16 protein-coding genes and 1 tRNA gene are annotated in these 16,269 nt (G+C 55.6%); 9 read left to right on the top strand and 8 right to left on the bottom strand.

The window, feature by feature from the left end; all coding sequences use genetic code 11:
• The first annotated feature begins 141 nt into the window (after nt 1-141).
• Nucleotides 142-1,107, top strand: a complete 966-nt coding sequence (locus M2305_RS09570) for an XdhC family protein (protein ID WP_264649228.1) — start codon at nt 142-144, stop codon at nt 1,105-1,107.
• On the top strand, nt 1,107-1,697 hold the full coding sequence (locus M2305_RS09565; protein ID WP_264649227.1) for a nucleotidyltransferase family protein: 591 nt from the start codon (nt 1,107-1,109) through the stop codon (nt 1,695-1,697). The genes M2305_RS09570 and M2305_RS09565 overlap by 1 nt, the downstream gene beginning before the upstream one ends.
• Before the next feature lie 9 nt (nt 1,698-1,706).
• Here M2305_RS09565 and M2305_RS09560 read toward each other — a convergent pair whose 3' ends face one another.
• The 4 genes from M2305_RS09560 to M2305_RS09545 all read right to left on the bottom strand — a co-directional run bounded on the left by M2305_RS09560 (nt 1,707) and on the right by M2305_RS09545 (nt 6,838).
• Nucleotides 1,707-3,128: a mannose-1-phosphate guanylyltransferase/mannose-6-phosphate isomerase gene (locus M2305_RS09560; protein WP_211503362.1), complete on the bottom strand. Its 1,422-nt coding sequence runs from the start codon at nt 3,126-3,128 to the stop codon at nt 1,707-1,709.
• Nucleotides 3,129-3,491: 363 nt separating this feature from the next.
• Complete coding sequence (locus M2305_RS09555; RefSeq protein ID WP_264649226.1) at nt 3,492-4,427, bottom strand: DMT family transporter; 936 nt, start codon at nt 4,425-4,427, stop codon at nt 3,492-3,494.
• A gap of 93 nt (nt 4,428-4,520) precedes the next feature.
• A complete protein-coding gene (locus tag M2305_RS09550) occupies nt 4,521-5,426 on the bottom strand; it encodes an NAD-dependent epimerase/dehydratase family protein (protein ID WP_264649225.1) in 906 nt (301 codons plus the stop codon).
• A complete protein-coding gene (locus M2305_RS09545) occupies nt 5,423-6,838 on the bottom strand; it encodes a hypothetical protein (RefSeq protein WP_264649224.1) in 1,416 nt (471 codons plus the stop codon). Before M2305_RS09545 ends, M2305_RS09550 begins: the two co-directional genes overlap by 4 nt.
• 324 nt (nt 6,839-7,162) lie before the next feature.
• Between M2305_RS09545 and rplM the strand changes: the two genes are divergently transcribed.
• From rplM to M2305_RS09530, 3 genes are all read left to right on the top strand, one after another.
• On the top strand, nt 7,163-7,636 hold the full coding sequence (rplM, locus tag M2305_RS09540; protein ID WP_046901116.1) for a 50S ribosomal protein L13: 474 nt from the start codon (nt 7,163-7,165) through the stop codon (nt 7,634-7,636).
• Between the two features lie 9 nt (nt 7,637-7,645).
• Nucleotides 7,646-8,137: a 30S ribosomal protein S9 gene (gene rpsI, locus M2305_RS09535; RefSeq protein ID WP_010502298.1), complete on the top strand. Its 492-nt coding sequence runs from the start codon at nt 7,646-7,648 to the stop codon at nt 8,135-8,137.
• Nucleotides 8,138-8,327: 190 nt separating this feature from the next.
• The gene (locus tag M2305_RS09530; protein ID WP_264649223.1) at nt 8,328-9,407 is read left to right on the top strand and encodes a branched-chain amino acid aminotransferase; all 1,080 of its coding nucleotides are present in this window, start codon (nt 8,328-8,330) and stop codon (nt 9,405-9,407) included.
• Between the two features lie 176 nt (nt 9,408-9,583).
• Here M2305_RS09530 and M2305_RS09525 read toward each other — a convergent pair.
• Both M2305_RS09525 and M2305_RS09520 read right to left on the bottom strand, forming a co-directional pair.
• Nucleotides 9,584-9,659, bottom strand: a tRNA-His gene (locus M2305_RS09525).
• A 76-nt stretch (nt 9,660-9,735) separates the two neighbouring features.
• Complete coding sequence (locus M2305_RS09520) at nt 9,736-10,599, bottom strand: SDR family oxidoreductase (RefSeq protein ID WP_264649222.1); 864 nt, start codon at nt 10,597-10,599, stop codon at nt 9,736-9,738.
• 173 nt (nt 10,600-10,772) lie between these two features.
• Between M2305_RS09520 and M2305_RS09515 the strand changes: the two genes are divergently transcribed.
• The 4 genes from M2305_RS09515 (at nt 10,773) to M2305_RS09500 (ending at nt 14,717) form a co-directional block, all read left to right on the top strand.
• Nucleotides 10,773-12,227 (top strand): SulP family inorganic anion transporter, encoded by a 1,455-nt coding sequence (locus M2305_RS09515; RefSeq protein ID WP_264649221.1) that lies wholly within the window; start codon nt 10,773-10,775, stop codon nt 12,225-12,227.
• Between the two features lie 83 nt (nt 12,228-12,310).
• Nucleotides 12,311-12,925, top strand: a complete 615-nt coding sequence (locus tag M2305_RS09510) for a cupin domain-containing protein (protein ID WP_264649220.1) — start codon at nt 12,311-12,313, stop codon at nt 12,923-12,925.
• Nucleotides 12,922-13,347, top strand: coding sequence for a cupin domain-containing protein (locus tag M2305_RS09505; protein ID WP_264649219.1), 426 nt, complete (start codon nt 12,922-12,924; stop codon nt 13,345-13,347). The genes M2305_RS09510 and M2305_RS09505 overlap by 4 nt, the downstream gene beginning before the upstream one ends.
• A gap of 203 nt (nt 13,348-13,550) precedes the next feature.
• A complete protein-coding gene (locus M2305_RS09500) occupies nt 13,551-14,717 on the top strand; it encodes an OpgC family protein (protein WP_211508654.1) in 1,167 nt (388 codons plus the stop codon).
• On the opposite strand, the gene hflX is transcribed toward M2305_RS09500, so the two are convergent.
• The gene (gene hflX, locus M2305_RS09495) at nt 14,690-15,997 is read right to left on the bottom strand and encodes a GTPase HflX (protein ID WP_046901109.1); all 1,308 of its coding nucleotides are present in this window, start codon (nt 15,995-15,997) and stop codon (nt 14,690-14,692) included. The two genes, M2305_RS09500 and hflX, sit on opposite strands and share 28 nt — an antisense overlap.
• Nucleotides 15,994-16,209: an RNA chaperone Hfq gene (gene hfq / locus M2305_RS09490; RefSeq protein WP_369826498.1), complete on the bottom strand. Its 216-nt coding sequence runs from the start codon at nt 16,207-16,209 to the stop codon at nt 15,994-15,996. Before hfq ends, hflX begins: the two co-directional genes overlap by 4 nt.
• Nucleotides 16,210-16,269 lie beyond the last annotated feature (60 nt).

Raw genomic sequence — 16,269 nt, 5'->3', positions numbered from 1 at the left:
GCTCCACTGATGATCCGTGTCCGGAGTTCATCTTTGCCGATATAGACCTGATGCCACCCCGATCAACTCCCCGGCATGACAGGCTATGTCACAAACGCATTTGGGATTAGTCTCATGGCCCCATAAAGGAAAGGATATTTCATGATTGGGCCGGACGGGCTTCTTCCTCTTCCCCAGTGGCCAGACTATGGCCTGACAGATGATCTCCTCCCGTACCTGGAGATCTGGCTGGCACAGGGGAAAGAGGTAGCCCTTGCTACGCTGGTGTCAATCACCGGATCGTCTCCCCGCCCCCTTGGCAGTGAAATGGCCATTTCCAGCGCGGGAGACATACAGGGCTATGTGTCTGGCGGATGCGTGGAAGCAGCAGTTGCAGCAGAAGCCCTGCAATGCCTGAAAGACCGCCAGCCCAGATCTCTGGATTATGGCGCAGGCAGTCCGGTTCTGGATATTCAATTAACCTGTGGTGGCAGGATTGGCATTTTCGTTCGGCCCATCGCAAACCTTGCCGCTTATGTCGCTGCGCTTCGTCAGGCGAGAGAAGCCCGTCACGCCATCATCGTCCAAACTGATCTCGAAACCGGCGAAATGCATGTTTCGCCGTCAGTTGTGCAAACGCGGGGTAATTTGTTTGTACGACGACATACGCCACCGATTCGACTGATTGTCGCGGGGGGAGATCCGGTGACACTGGCTCTTCTGAAGCTGGCCCCCCAGTTCGGGGTTGAGCCTTTTTTGCTGCGCCCACTGGGTCCTGCGCTTCCGCCAGAAGAATTGGCGCCAGATTGCTACGATCGTCGCTATCTGGACGAGGCTCTGCATGATTTGCGCCTGGATGCCTGGAGCGCAGTTTACGCTCTGACGCACGATGCTCACACGGATCTGGCCATCGCCTCGAAAGCTCTGAAATCCGACGCCTTCTGCGTTGGAATTCTGGGCAGCCGGCGCAAAATCTCCAATCGGCTTGCTGCGTTACATGCTGCCGGCATCACCGCAGAAGATCTGGAGAAACTTCACCTGCCCGCAGGGATGGACATCAACGCACGTAATCCGATGCAGATTGCTCTGTCGATTTTATCCCAGATCACAGCGAACCGCCCAGCGTAATGCCCCATGACGCAGTTCTTCTTGCCGCAGGCGGCAGCACGAGACTGAAGCGTCCCAAGCAGTTGCTCACCCGTCAGGGCACACCGCTTGTTCGGTACGTTGCAGAACTTCTCCTGAGCACATCTCCGGACCGATTGGTCATCATCACCGGAGGCTCCGCCGAAGCCGTCGCCTTAGCCCTTCAAGGGCTCCCTGTGGACATATGCTACAACCCGCTCTGGAACACCGGCCTGGCAAGTTCCATTCAATGCGCAGCACGAGCTTTGAGGGGACGGGACAGGTCAATTCTCATCGCGGGAACAGATCAGCCGAGGCTATCTCTCCCACACCTGCTCCGGTTGCGAGACACCCTCCCTGCCAATGCAAATGTCGTCACACAGTACAAAAAAGGCGCGATGGGGATTCCGGTTCGCGTCTCTGCCGCCACATTAGCCAAGGCCCCCGAACTCAGTGGGGACAAGGGGTTTCGAGACCTGTGGGCAGACCTGCCACCAAAAAAAATCGAGGCCCCCGAATTGCTCGAAGACCTCGATACTCCTGATCAAATGGCCGAAGCCGTCAAGGCAGGGTGGATTGATCCGCCTGCCTGACGTCTCAGATCAGCTTCGCGCGTATACGTCTTCGATACGAACGATATCATCTTCCCCGAGATAAGGACCGGACTGAACTTCAATCAGGGTCAAGGGGATCTTGCCCGGATTTTCCAACCGGTGAACACAGCCCAACGGCAGATAGATGCTTTCGTTTTCACGAACCATCACCAGGTCTTCGTCACGTGTCACCATGGCGGTTCCACCAACAACGACCCAGTGCTCCGCACGATGGAAATGCTTCTGCAAGGAGAGCTTCGCCCCTGGCTCGACCACGATACGCTTAACCTGGAAACGATCGGCCTGGATGAGGCTTTCGTAAAAACCCCACGGACGATAGCACCGGTTGTGCGCGACAGCTTCCTTACGACCTGCCTGCGCCAGCCGGTTTACCATGTGCTTCACATCCTGAGCACGATCACGATGCGAGACCATCACCGCATCCGGTGTCACCACCACGATCAGATCATCCACACCAGCAACTGTGGCGATGATACCGTCTGAACGGACGTAACAGTTCCGCGCATCATCGAGGAAAACGTCGCCGAAGGTCGCATTCCCCTCTGCATCCTTGGGCGTCAGATCCCACAGAGCATCCCAGCTGCCAATATCCGACCACCCGAAATTACCCGGCACAACGGCTGCAAGCTTGGTGCGCTCGGCAATAGCGTAATCAACGGAGATATCTGGCGCCGCGGAAAAGCTTTCTTCTTCCAGCCGCTCGAAATCCATATCAGTATGGCGATTGCGCACCGACTGCCCAACGGTTTCATAAATCCGGGGTTCGAACTGTTCCGTCTCTTTGAGGAATACGCCAGCCTTGGCAAAGAACATTCCCGAATTCCAGAGACACTTCTCGGACTGGAAAAGTTCTTCGGCTTTGGCTGCCTGCGGCTTTTCAATGAAGCGGGACACTTCATAGACGCCCTGTACACCAGCCAGTTCAGAACCGGCTTCAATGTATCCGTAACCCGTTTCCGGTCGCGTCGGCTTCATTCCAAACGTAACGATCCGGCCAGCCTCTGCAGCCTTCAGAGCATCTTTCAGGGAGTGCTGAAGAGCAGTCTCATCGGTAATGGCTGCATCGGCTGCCATAATCCAGAGGATGGCGTCTGGATCCTGCTCTGCGACCATGAAAGCCGCAGCAGCAATAGCAGGAGCAGAGTTTCGGCCAACCGGCTCAAGAACGATTTTGGCCTTGTGAATCCCCGCGTCGCGCAGTTGCTCAGCAACGATGAAGCGATGCTCTGAATTGCAGATGACAACCGGATCGGCAAAGCCCGCAGCTCGCCCTCGAAGAGCAGTTTCCTGGATGAGCGTCTTATCACTCAGAAGGGGCCAGAACTGCTTTGGATAGCTTTTGCGTGAAACCGGCCACAGGCGGCTTCCGGACCCACCAGAGAGGATGACTGGGACGACGTTCTGAACCATGGAGCAGATATTCTTCCACCAGTTAATAAAGTAGCCACGCACGTCCGCAGCCATAGTTGCGAACGATTTTACAGGGGCTAACGAGCATTGCCAATCGCGTCACGCATAAAGAACCTTGGAGACGCCCAAAAGTACATACGGACACATCGCGACAAAAATGAGATGCTCAGGTCAAAAATTGAGACAATTGCAGCTAATCACAAGACTACCGCAAAAACGAAACTGCATCTTATTCTGACGATCACTAATCTTTTATAAGAGAAACATACGTTTCTGCAGAAACGTCTCATTACTCAACGCTTCTGAATGTCTCAGAAAATACTCAGCCAGCCCCTCATAAAGGCACTTCCCGCTACCCGCCACTCAAGCCACTTCGGCAGGCGGTCGAGAAGACGGATGATGTTTTTGCCAGTGCCCTTCCAGGGCCAGCCGTTCGTAATGAAGCTTCTGGCGCACCCAGTGCAGCATGCCGGAGAGTGTTACAATAACGATGCCAACGAACGTCCAGTTATCCAACGGCTGATGAAAAAGCAGATAACTGAATGCGACTGCCCAGAGCATCTGGCTATATTGTGGCAGTGCAACCCGGTTAGCTGGCGCCAGAGCCGTTGCCATCATCATGAAGAGCTGACCAAGAGCGGCCAGAAAACCGTATCCGAACAAAAGCGCCCAGTTCACAGCACCATGTGGCCACGTGGCGTGTGCCAGCATCAAAAGACCATCACCGATCAGCGGGCCAAACAGGCTTGAGCCAAACAAGGAAAGACGAGCGCTCTGGTTTCCTGCCAGTCTGTAGGCAATCACACTGGCAGCATTCGCCATGGCTGCGATCACCGCACAGAGGTGCCCCAGATGAAACGCCCGCACGCCCGGTCGTAGAACGATCAAGACCCCGAGAAATCCAACACCGACTGAAAGCCAGGTCCACCCAGAAACCTTTTCTTTCAGAATTCCGACGGAAATCAGGGTCACGAAAAATGGCATCAGGAACATGAGTGACAATGCTTCTGGCATCGGCAGCAGCATAAAAGCCATGACACTGGAAGCCGTGGACACAAATGTCGCAAACGCACGCAACAGCCACATGGACGGGCGATCCGTCGCGAAAATATCGGAATAGGATTCCTGTGGCTTTCGGATGAACGGCAGAATCAGAAAACCGAAAATACCGCCTGAAAAAGCAACTTCAAACGGATCCAGCTGCCCAGCAAGGCCTTTGGAACAGGCATCGCTAATGGAAAAAAGGGCAAAAGCCGCGAAAGACAACATCATGCCTGATGAGAGGAACTTCAGATTCACCCGATGAGTCTCCACGCATTCCGGACCGTCATAATGGCCCGGAGACTATGGAGACCTCATCTGCCGCGCAGTCAATGTGACAAAACATTAAAACTAAACTGTATGATCCTGATGAGCGGGCGGCACTGCCAAAAGATTCTGCAGCCCTATCTCCAACGGCATCGGGTTCACGCCCAGGCGCCCTCTCATCGGAGCAATATCGAAGTTCTTGTCTTCCAAAAGGCGTCGGATTTCTTCCGGCGCAATTGTGGGCAGCTTAGGAACGTGCCGCATGATGTGAGCAGCAGCGATCAGAAACCACGCAGGAAGCGAGATGATCGGCCGACCACCGAGCCCTGAAAAGTAGAGAATCATCCGAACAAACGTTCGGTAGGGAACAGCATTGGGGCCAGCGATGACAAAAACCTCTGGCCCGCTGACTTTCCCACCCAGAATAAGATCAATGGCCGCAACAACGCAGCGTGTGACGTCCTGCTGATGAATGGGCTGAACCAGCGAGCGCCCACCGCCAGGAAGTGGAACAATCGGCAGACGCTCCAGAAGGCGCGCAAGCCGCTGCACGTTGTCCTCTCCCTGAGCACCATAAATCATCGTCGGGTGCAGAAGAATGGAAGGGCGGCCATCTGCCTTGAGGGCAGCTGCGCCTGCCAGCACTCCACGACCATGATCATCCAGCCACCGCGTAAACTTGCGAGTGCTGCCAAGAGCAACAACAGGCGCACTGGTTGCACGCAGAATGGCTGGAAGATGACGGGCATGAGCTGTATTCACGACAACATCCGCCTGCTCCAACGCAATTGAAAGAGCAACCGGATCTGTCAGATCGGCCTGTCTTACGGCTGTGCACATCTCTGCAAGATCAGGAGCCAGTTTTCCTCGGCTCCGCACAATAGCGATGACATTGTGCCCTTGGTTAATCAGCTGACGAGAGAGCGCCGAGCCTGAACGACCACTGGCGCCAATAATGCAGATCGTAGACGTGCTGGCGCTTTGGCTCACTGGACGGTCACCTTGAGATTGTCCGGCGACATCAACGTCATGGCTGCCGTAGGCGACGACGCTATTGCCGCTAATGCCGTGAGCGTCAAAGGCGGCTTTGGTGTCAGAGTAATCGATAACGTGCGGTCATTGGGGTTCGCGAAGTAATCCGGCAAAGCCGCCAGGGCAGGATATGGCGACAGCCCCATTTCCATTCCCTGCGCGAGAACCGTTCTTGCCTGGTCCTGAGCGGCACCATCCAGAGGGTGTCCTGCATTCAGGGACGGAAGAGACTGGACCAAACGATCGCCATGCAACGTGAGAGTCACCTGCGCCAGCTGAATGGCATCATGCGGATTTTTGGCTGTTCCAACCTTGAGCTGCTGATCCGAAGGACCGAGCAAATTCATGCCGAAATGAGCTTCGGTGAAGTTTGGAATGTTCAAGACACCCTGCACATGCAGTTCGCCCGTCTGCGCAATCCGCTCTTGCGTATATTTCAAGGTTGAAGAATGCCCATCAATATGAACCGGCACCTTGCCGCTTGAAGAGTGTGTATGAAAACCCTCTCCCTCGAAAACCGTCGTGTCTTTGCCGCTTTTACGCGTTCCGGTACCAATCAGCGTATCCATGCTGAACGTTCTGTCTGCCGAAATGATCTGCGTGCCGCTCAGCTTCATGCTTTCAAGAGGTGGCAGAGCATAGGCAGCGGCTTCGTTCCCGGCCTCTTCGGAGGCAATCCGGGTGGCAAGTTCAGGCTGGCGAAGCTGGAAGTTTTTCAAAGACATCTGCACTGACATCGCGCGAGGCGTTCCGTCAGGCTGCAGCGTCGTACGGGACGCAATGGCAAGGCCGTTCTGGATCGCGATCGTTGTCGTGCGTCCCGGGCCGTAACCGTCAATCTGGATCGAATCTGACGTCAGACTGTTGAAATGCATGCTGTTCGGCTGAAGAACCTGCGAAAGATTCTGCACCGACAGATGATCGATATATCCACGCTCCAGATTCAGATGCCCCAGATCAAGCGACTCCAGACCGCTTTTCCCTGCGGGAGGCGGCGGTGTCACCAGATGATTTAGAGTAACGGAATGAGCCCGGATGACCGCAGTAGGCGTCTGGAGGGACGGATCCACCATATCCATGTGAGACAGCGTCAGGCCACCATCAGGTGTCGGGATTGGATGACCCAGACGTAAAGTATGTGCCCGGAACGTCATGTTGCCATTCTGAAGAATGACATCCGTCAGCAACGCTCCACGGGCGAGGATGGCCGGGCGCGCGGCGGAATAGTTCAGGGTTGCTCCCACAGGAAGGGAGGCACGGAACCGGGAAATCCCCCGATCAAGCGCAACAGAGGCTGCGTGATGGATACCAATCGCGCTCATTCCAGCGATGACTGCGAGCAGGCTCGTTGTGAGCCAAGGGCGTTTCACGTTGTTTTTCCTGTTTTTCATCGACACTGGGGACAGGAAGATGCGGTCCCTGAATTGAAGGCAGGATACCATTCCGGGCGCTTGGGGCAAATCAGACCCAAAAAATTGCGGTATCATAATACCTCATAGCTCAAAATGGCTGGAAACCGGGCCGAATCAGCCATCCTGATTCCAAAAGATGACTTGACGGAAAGGCGCGAGCCCGCAATAAGGCCGCACCTGATCCGCTTTCCAGACAGCGTCATCCTCTTCTGAGGGTGTCTCTGTTTATGAGAGCGCCATCCACGGCGCGGCCCTGTCGCGCCCCAAGCTGGAATGTCACTAATGAAGACCACACGTTCGCTGAAGCCGGCGGAGGTGACGAAGAACTGGGTGCTGATCGACGCCGAAGGGCTCGTTCTCGGCCGTCTCGCCACCATCATCGCTACTCGTCTCCGCGGCAAGCACAAGCCGCAGTTCACCCCGCACGTCGACTGCGGTGACAACATTGTTGTCATCAACGCAGAAAAGATCGCTCTGACGGGTAACAAGTTCGGCCAGAAGCTCTTCCATTACCACACGGGTCATCCGGGTGGCATCAAGGAGCGCACCATCACGCAGCGTCTCACGGGCAAGAACCCGGGTCACGTTGTCGAGAAGGCTGTTGAGCGCATGATCACACGCGGTCCGCTGCAGCGTGCTCAGATGAAACACCTTTATGTTTACGCTGGTTCCGAGCACCCGCATGACGGCCAGAAGCCTGTCAAGCTGGACGTGGCTGCCCTGAACCGCAAGAACACAATCTCACACGAGTCGTAAGGCCTGACCATGTCCGAGACCCAAGAGCGCACCGGCACGCTGCAGGACCTTGCGAGCGTTGCTCCTGCAGTAGCCACTAATGCCGCCCCGGTTCACGAAGTAAAGCGTGACGCCCAGGGCCGTTCCTATGCTACCGGCCGTCGTAAGGACGCCGTAGCCCGTGTGTGGATCAAGCCTGGCAAGGGTGACATCATCGTCAATGGCCGTCCGGTCACGACGTATTTTGCCCGTCCGGTTCTGCGCATGCTTCTGACGCAGCCGTTCCTGATCGCTGACCGTTACAACCAGTTCGACGTGTATTGCACAGTCGCTGGTGGTGGTCTGTCCGGTCAGGCTGGTGCAGTTCGTCACGGTATCTCCCGTGCACTGACGCACTACGAGCCGAGCCTGCGTGGCATCCTGAAGGCTGCTGGCTTCCTGACGCGTGACAGCCGTATTGTCGAGCGTAAGAAGTACGGCCGTGCGAAGGCACGTCGTTCCTTCCAGTTCTCGAAGCGCTGATCCGTCAGCTTTTCGAAGCTTTGGAGAAACCCCGGTCACTCTGTGGCCGGGGTTTTTTCATGCCTGACGCGCAAACTTTAATTTCCATCAGAAAGTGAATTTAGAAATAATATTTCCCTATCGCCTCTCCCCAACTCCTGTGGCAGAGTGCCCCGCACGTTTATCAGAGTAGCTTGCGGAAGTTCTTTTCATGACGACCTTCACTATTGAAAAAACCGAAACCCCGATGGACCCGGCTCATCGCGCGCAGCTTCTTGTCAGCCCGGCTTTCGGTCGTGTTTTCACTGATCATATGGCGACCATTCGCTATACGAGCGAAAAAGGCTGGCACGACGCCAAAGTTACAGCGCGCCGCCCCCTGAGCATCGATCCGGCGTCCACAGTCCTGCACTACGGACAGGAAATTTTCGAGGGCATGAAAGCTTATCGGGAAGCCGATGGTCATATCGCGACGTTCCGTCCGCAAGCCAACGCAGCCCGTTTCGCAGCCTCAGCCCGCCGGATGGGCATGGCTGAACTGCCCGAAGACCTCTTCATTCAGGCCGTTGATGAACTTGTACGGATCGACCAGGACTGGGTTCCGGCTGGGGAAGGACAAAGCCTCTATCTTCGCCCCTTCATGATCTCCAATGAGGTGTTCCTCGGCGTAAAGCCTGCAAGCGAATACCTGTTCATTGTCATCGCCTGCCCGGTAGGCGCCTATTTCAGCGCAGGCTGCGTCTCTGTCTGGGTTTCCGAGTTTTACACCCGAGCGGCGATTGGTGGCACGGGCGAAGCGAAGTGCGGCGGCAACTATGCCGGCAGCCTTGTCGCTCAGGCCGAAGCCAAGGAGAAAGGCTGCGATCAGGTTCTGTTCCTCGATGCCCGTGAACGCCGCTATGTTGAAGAAATGGGCGGCATGAACGTGATGTTCGTGCGCAATGACGGCAAGATCGTCACACCTCCCCTCGGAGGCACCATTCTACGCGGCATCACCCGTGACAGCCTGATCAGACTGGCTGCCGACAATGGCATCGAAGTCATTGAAGAACCCGTTGAAATCGACGAGATCTTCACGGGAGCCGCATCCGGGAAATACACCGAAGCCTTCGCCTGCGGCACTGCTGCGGTGCTTTCACCCGTTGGCAAGCTGGTTCGTCCTTCCGGAGAAGCCGTATTTGGTGACGGCGAAACGCCGGGTCCAATAGCAACCAAACTGAAGAAAATTTTGACCGATCTTCAGGGTGGCCGCACTAATGACGCCCATGGCTGGGTGCATCGCATCGTCTGACGACAAAAAACTCCTGTCAGTTCATACTGACAGGAGTTTTTTGCAGCTTTGATAACCACAGATCAGGCTTTCAGCTTCTGATCGGCATCAGATACGGATGCGCAGTCACACATCCGAAAGAACACACCCAGACCCATAATGGGCTTTAGTCAGGCAATATTTTTAAGAGAGATTGCTGGGGCGAATGACGGGGATCGAACCCGCGACAACCGGTACCACAAACCGGCGCTCTACCGACTGAGCTACATCCGCCACACAGCGATGCGTTCTTTAGAGAAAGGTTCAGCTGGCGTCTAGCCCTTTCTCAAAGTTTTCTTCAATTTTCTGCTTAGATAACAGGGACACCACCAGTTACAGCGATATTGGCACCCGAAACGTAACTTGCCTCATCACTGGCCAGAAAGACATAGGCCCCGGCAAGCTCCGCAGGTTGCCCCGGTCTTTTCATCGGACCATCTGCTCCGAAATTTCGAACGTGTTCCCCGCCCATGGTTGCGGGAATCAGCGGTGTCCAGATTGGTCCGGGAGCAACCGTATTTGAACGTATTCCCTGTTCCGCCAGCAACTCTGCCAGACCACCGCTGAAGTTCAATATGGCGCTTTTGGTTGCAGAATAGGCCAACAGCTTTGGCTTTGGCCGATCCGCATTGACAGAGACGGTGTGAATCAGGGAACCGCCTTGAGGCATATGAGGAACAACCAGCCGCGATAGACGGAACACTGCGCCTGAATTCGTATCGAACGTCAGGTCCCATTCGTCTTCGCTGACATCTGCCAGAGATTCACGTTCGATCTGAAAGGCAGCATTATTGACGAGCACATCCACCTTACCGAACTCGGCCACCGTCTTGTCGACGATTTCCTTACAAACGAAGCGCTCTTTAATGTCTCCCGGCAAGAGCAGCGCTTTTCTGCCAGTCTTCTCGACCCACGCAGCAGTCTCGCGTGCATCGTCCATTTCTTCGGGCAGAAACGACAACGCCACGTCTGCGCCTTCCCGCGCAAAGGCAATGGCGACAGCACGGCCGATCCCGGAATCCCCTCCGGTAATGATTGCCGTTTTCCCCCTCAGGCGTCCATTCCCCACATAGGTCTGCTCACCATGATCAGGCTTGGGTGTCATTTCCGATGTCTGGCCAGGAATATGCGTCTGCAATGGCGTGTCAAACGGGGGCTTCGGATATCGGCTCATGTCGAACTCCTTAAGTTGTCGCCATGCCAACGCCGTTAATGCAGTGAATGTTCAATCATCTTTCGACGTGAACATCTTCAATCCCGCTTCAAGGCACGTTACACTGACCGCATCATTGCCGCGCCGGGCCCGAATACGTCGCACCCTGTAGCTCTTCACTCTCAAGGATTGTCATGACACCCGCTCTCTACCGCCGCCAGTGGGGACAAAACCCGCTGCGTGAGGTTCTGGCTGGCATGGTCGGCACGTTTGCCCTCATTCCCGAAGTCATTGCCTTCTCTTACATCGCCGGTGTTTCACCTGCGGTCTCGCTATTCGCGTCTTTTGTCATTTCGGTCTCAATCGCAATTTTTGGCGGCCGACCCGGAATGATCTCAGGAGCTGCAGGATCTGTTGCTCTTGTTGCGGCGCCACTCGTACATGCCCACGGCGTGCAGGCCATGCTGCTCGCAACCCTGATCGCAGGTGCTCTACAGATCGTCTTCGGCCTTCTGCGCCTTCAGGCCGTTATGCGGTTTGTTTCTGCGGAAGTTCGCACAGGCTTCGTCAATGCGCTGGCCATCATGATCTTTTCAGCACAGGTGCCACAGTTGCTGGGCGTTGGCTGGGAAACTTACGCCCTGATCGCTCTGGGTCTCGTCATCATCTACCTGCTTCCCAAGATTTCTGACGCAATCCCATCCCCATTGATCTGCATTGTCCTGCTGACGGCCATCACAATGGTCCATCCAATGCCTGTTCACACGGTGTCAGATCTGGGGGAACTCCCAACAGGTCTCCCTCACCTCACTATTCCCCACATCAACCTGGATTGGGCGACCCTGTCAGCTGTTATTCCCTATGCCGTCGCCATGGCTGCCGTGGGTTTGCTGGAATCCATGATGACAGCATCAGTCGTCGATGACCTGACGGACACGCACGGCAATCAACGTATGGAGTGCACAGGCCTTGGCATCTCCAACATCCTCGTTGGAGCATTCGGCGGCATTGCCGGGTGTGGCATGATCGGCCAGACAGTCGGAAATCTGCGTTACGGCGGCCGCGGACGTCTCTCCACCTTCACGGCAGGCGCTTTTCTGCTCGCCCTGATGGTCCTTCTTCATCGCTGGGTCGGACAGGTTCCGATGGCCGCCTTGGTCGCCATCATGATCATGGTTTCGATCAGCACCTTTTCCTGGGGCAGCCTGCGAGACGTCACACGTCAGCCCAAGCTTTCAAGCCTGACAATGCTTGTGACCGTTATTGTGGTCGTGCTGACGCATGATCTGGCTGCCGGCGTTCTGGCCGGGGTGCTGCTGTCAGGTGTGTTTTTTGCCTGGCGCTCTGCCAGCCTCCTGACCGTAACCAGCCACCGCGAGGGATCAACAGAGACCTACACCATTTCCGGACAGGTCTTTTTTGCATCCGCAGACGGCCTTTCGGCTGAAATTGACTATCTGACGACCGCTGACCTCGTCGTACTCGATTTAACGCATGCACGGTTCTGGGATGTCACGTCCGTGCAGGCACTGGAAAAGGTTCTGGACAAGCTTCGAAGTCATGGACGTACAGTTGAAGTCACAGGCCTGAAGCATGAGCAGCATGGCATAATTGCATCCCAGTCAGACAATACGCTTCTGGCGATGTGAGACGCCTCTAAGGAAATATCGCGTCCGGGCAGGAAGCAGGATACAAAGGCCTCCTCATGATCGTGAGAAGGAAAGCTGCCCGGATGCGCAGATTTATTATTGCCAGCCTCATATGCTCCATCGTAGCATCTGGGGCTTCAGCTTCCGCGCAGCCCGCGTCTCAGGACAGCGACGCTGTGGCCCAGATCCCTGCCGCGGCACAAGCTCTGATCAATCGCTACAAGATGCAGCCAGTTCCTGTAGAAGGCGGCTGGTTTTCCCAGCTTCAGCGCACCACAGAGACTATTGCTGGCTCGGCTTTGCCTGCCCGTTATGATGGCGTCACGCACCCTTTGTCCACAGCAATCCTCTTTGTAGAAACACGGCGTGACTTCTCCGCACTTCACAGCCTGAAGACAGCCGAGATCTGGCATTTCTATGCTGGAGACCCCGTTCATCTTCTACTGCTTCACCCTAATGGACAGGGCGAGAGCATTACGCTGGATAAAGACCATCCCGCTTATGTCGTGCCGGAAGGTGTTTGGCAGGGTTCAGCCCCCGCTGGGCCATCAGGCTGGTCATTTGTCGGCACGACCATGGCGCCAGGCTTTATTCCAGAAGATTTTCAGTTAGGTGAACGCAACGCCCTTAGCGAGCGTTACCCTGCCTTCCGCAAGCAGATCTCTGCCCTCACCCGTGTGAAAGACAAGGTCCAATGAAGATCAGCCTTGGTATTCTGTCGCTTCTGTTTGCACCTGGCTTGGCTGCCGCACAGGTTGTTCACCCCGACCATGTTCCAGCCATTTATCCCGCACCGGGAAGCACGCTACAGGAATTCATCGGTATCGGCGCTGCACTTCCCTCCCATCACCAGAGCATCGCACTCTTCACCCTGACTGCCGGAACGGCCTACCCTGAGAGCTACAATCGACACTCGGAAGAAATCTTCCTGATTCATGAGGGAGAGGGCACGGTCTGGCTCGGAGATCAGGCTAATCCCGTCAAAGCCGGGGACGTCATTCGCATCAGTCCACACCTGAAGCATAAAATCGCGGCTACCCCCCACTCATCTCTGAGTTTTTACGCGATTTCGGCTCCGCCTTTCTCCGCAGACGACTACGTTCAGACGCCTCCTCGCTAGCGGATTTCATTTCAGGAGCGATTTCCTTCAGGAAATTTAATATCTCTGAAATTTTATCAATATTAAAAGAATTACATCACCGTTCTTGTGAAGCAGAAGAAACAGTCTGCTTTCACCCTGCGGTTCTGTTTTCCATACAATCTTTAATGTTGCGGTAATCGAGTCTTCATACTCCGGTTTGATGAAAACTGTATTAAGGCCCTATGCAGCTGCCAGCCTCTTCGTCCGATGCACAGCCTTTACCGCGCAAGCATACCCGCGATCATCGTGTCGATGCACTGCGAGGCGCAGCTCTGCTGATGATGCTGGCTGACCATGTGCCTGATAATCTCATCAACAGAATTACCATTCGCAATTTCGGCTTTGCCGACGCAGCTGAAATCTTCGTCATGCTGGCAGGATATGCGTCCTATCTGGCATATGGTCGGTTGATCGACCGCGACGGCTGGACCAGCGGTATCCGCCGCATCCTGTCACGTTGCGCCAAGCTGTATATTTATCAGACAGCCATGACACTGGTATTCGTCTGGACCGTCCGGCACTGGCGCCATTACGAGCCCGTACCTGAATATATTCTTGAGCCTCAGCTGGCTCACGGATACGGCTGGCTATGGCGCATCCTGACGTTCGATGCGCTCCCGAGCTACCTGAACATTCTACCGCTTTATATCGTTCTTCTGGCTCTTTTCCCGCTGATCTACGCTGCCCTGAAAAAAAGCGTCTGGCTGCTGCTTGGCGTCAGTGCGGCCATCTGGGCGATTGCCAATATCGATCCGCGCATCACGGTTCCAAACTGGCTGGACCCGAATGGCTGGTATATGAATCCGTTCGGTTGGCAGTTTCTATATATTCTGGGTGTGCTCGGGGCCGTTTGGGCATCAAAGCATAATGGCGACCTGCCAGCCCGAACATGGGCCAAGGTGCTGTGTGGAAGCTACCTGATTGGCGCCTTTATCCTCTGCTTTCCGTATGAATACTGGCACCTGAGCGGGCTGCGCCTGTTTCCGGCCCCACCCAACAATGGGAAATCGACTCTCGCCGTCTGGCGATTGTTCGACATCATGTCGATCTTTTATCTCGTACAATCTTCACGTGTTCTACGTCGTTTTTCAGCCGATCGTCTGGGCCAGATTCTGGCCTTGCTTGGCAGAAATTCGCTGGAAGTGTTTTCGTTCGGCACAGTGCTGGATTTGCTGGGACGCCTGATCCTTGGAAGCTTTGGAACAGGCCTGGGCCTTCAGATCATTATTAATGTCCTGGGACTTATTCTCACCTTCGCACTGGCAATCCCGCTAGACCGCTCCCGCCAGAAGGCGAAAGCGGCCCGTGCACGCATGGCCCCTCAAGCCGTAGCAGCACGTCCGGGATAGCTGATTTCAAAGCGCTCACAGTCCATGGGGAAGAGACGGACCTGCACATCCATCCCGCCCTCATGATCAAACCGCTCGACCACTTCGCCATGCTGGTAAAGCCAGGCCAGTGCTGCACCGTCCTGCAGTGACAGACTGACTTTCACATCCTGCATGGACTGCGTCAGGTACTGGTCCAGCGTCTCGAACAGATCAGGAATACCATCGCCTGTGATGGCCGAAATCACCACAGCGTTGTCACGCTTCGGAACGGCTTCAACACCACCGATCAGATCTGCTTTGTTGAGAACCTCGATTGTTCGTTCCGGCCATTGGGCATCCAGCATGCCGTCCCGCACCATACCATCCAGAACATTCAGCACATCAGCACGCTGAGCGGCACTATCCGGATGAGCCACATCACGAACATGCAAAATGACATCTGCCTGCGAAACTTCTTCCAAAGTCGCCCGGAAGGCAGCAATCAGTTCTGTCGGCAGATCGCTGATGAACCCCACTGTATCAGACAGGATAACGTTCCGTCCTGACGGCAAACGCAGCGCGCGCATCGTGGGATCCAGCGTCGCGAAGAGCTGGTTTTCAGCATGGACTGCCGCGCCTGTCAGCGCGTTGAAGAGCGTGGACTTACCCGCATTGGTGTATCCCACAAGGGCAACAATCGGGAATGGAACCCGCTTGCGCGCATCCCGATGCAAGCCACGTGTGCGCCGAACCTGCTCCAGCTCTTTTTTGATCCGGCCGATCCGGTCCGCGAGCATCCGCTTATCTGCTTCGATCTGCGTTTCGCCCGGTCCACCAAGGAAGCCAAAGCCACCGCGCTGACGTTCAAGATGGGTCCACAGACGTACAAGACGAGAGCGCTGATATTCGAGATGGGCCAGTTCGACCTGCAACACACCCTCTCGGGTGGCGGCACGGGCGCCGAAAATATCAAGGATCAGACCCGTCCGGTCCATAACCTTGCACCCCAGCGCCTTTTCCAGATTGCGCTGTTGTCCCGGAGACAGGCGGGCATCGATAATGACGACATCAACCTGATCCAGCTTCACGGCTTCGGCAAGCTGCTCAACCTGCCCGCTACCCAGCAGCGTTGCCGGGCGACGCGCCCGAAGCAGAATTGCCGCCTGCCGAACGATCACCAGTCCGATAGAGGCAGCAAGACCCACCGCTTCTTCCAGGCGGGCATCTGCAGCCCGGATATCTTCCTGCTGTCCCGATTTCTCCCACGGGAGAATGACAGCAGCACGCGTAGCAGGCTTCTTGGTATCAAATCCGCTCAAAGTTCATTGTCCGCAAACCGCGGGAGGGCTCCCACGGGCATGATTGTACTGATGGCATGCTTGTAAATGAGTTGAACATGCCCATCCCGGCGCAGCAGCAGCGTGTGGCTGTCAAACTGAGCTACGACCCCCTGAAGCTTCACGCCATTGACGAGAAACACCGTGACCGGTGCCTCGATCTGATGGAGATGCTGGAGGAAAACTTCCTGCACAGCGTCTCTTCCGGCGGAAGTGGATGAAGTTTCTGACGTCACGATAATTTTGACTCGCCG

The organism is Gluconobacter cerinus, assembly GCF_025961355.1.
Classification (GTDB): Bacteria; Pseudomonadota; Alphaproteobacteria; order Acetobacterales; family Acetobacteraceae; genus Gluconobacter; species Gluconobacter cerinus.
This window is presented reverse-complemented; position numbering and strand designations above follow the sequence as displayed.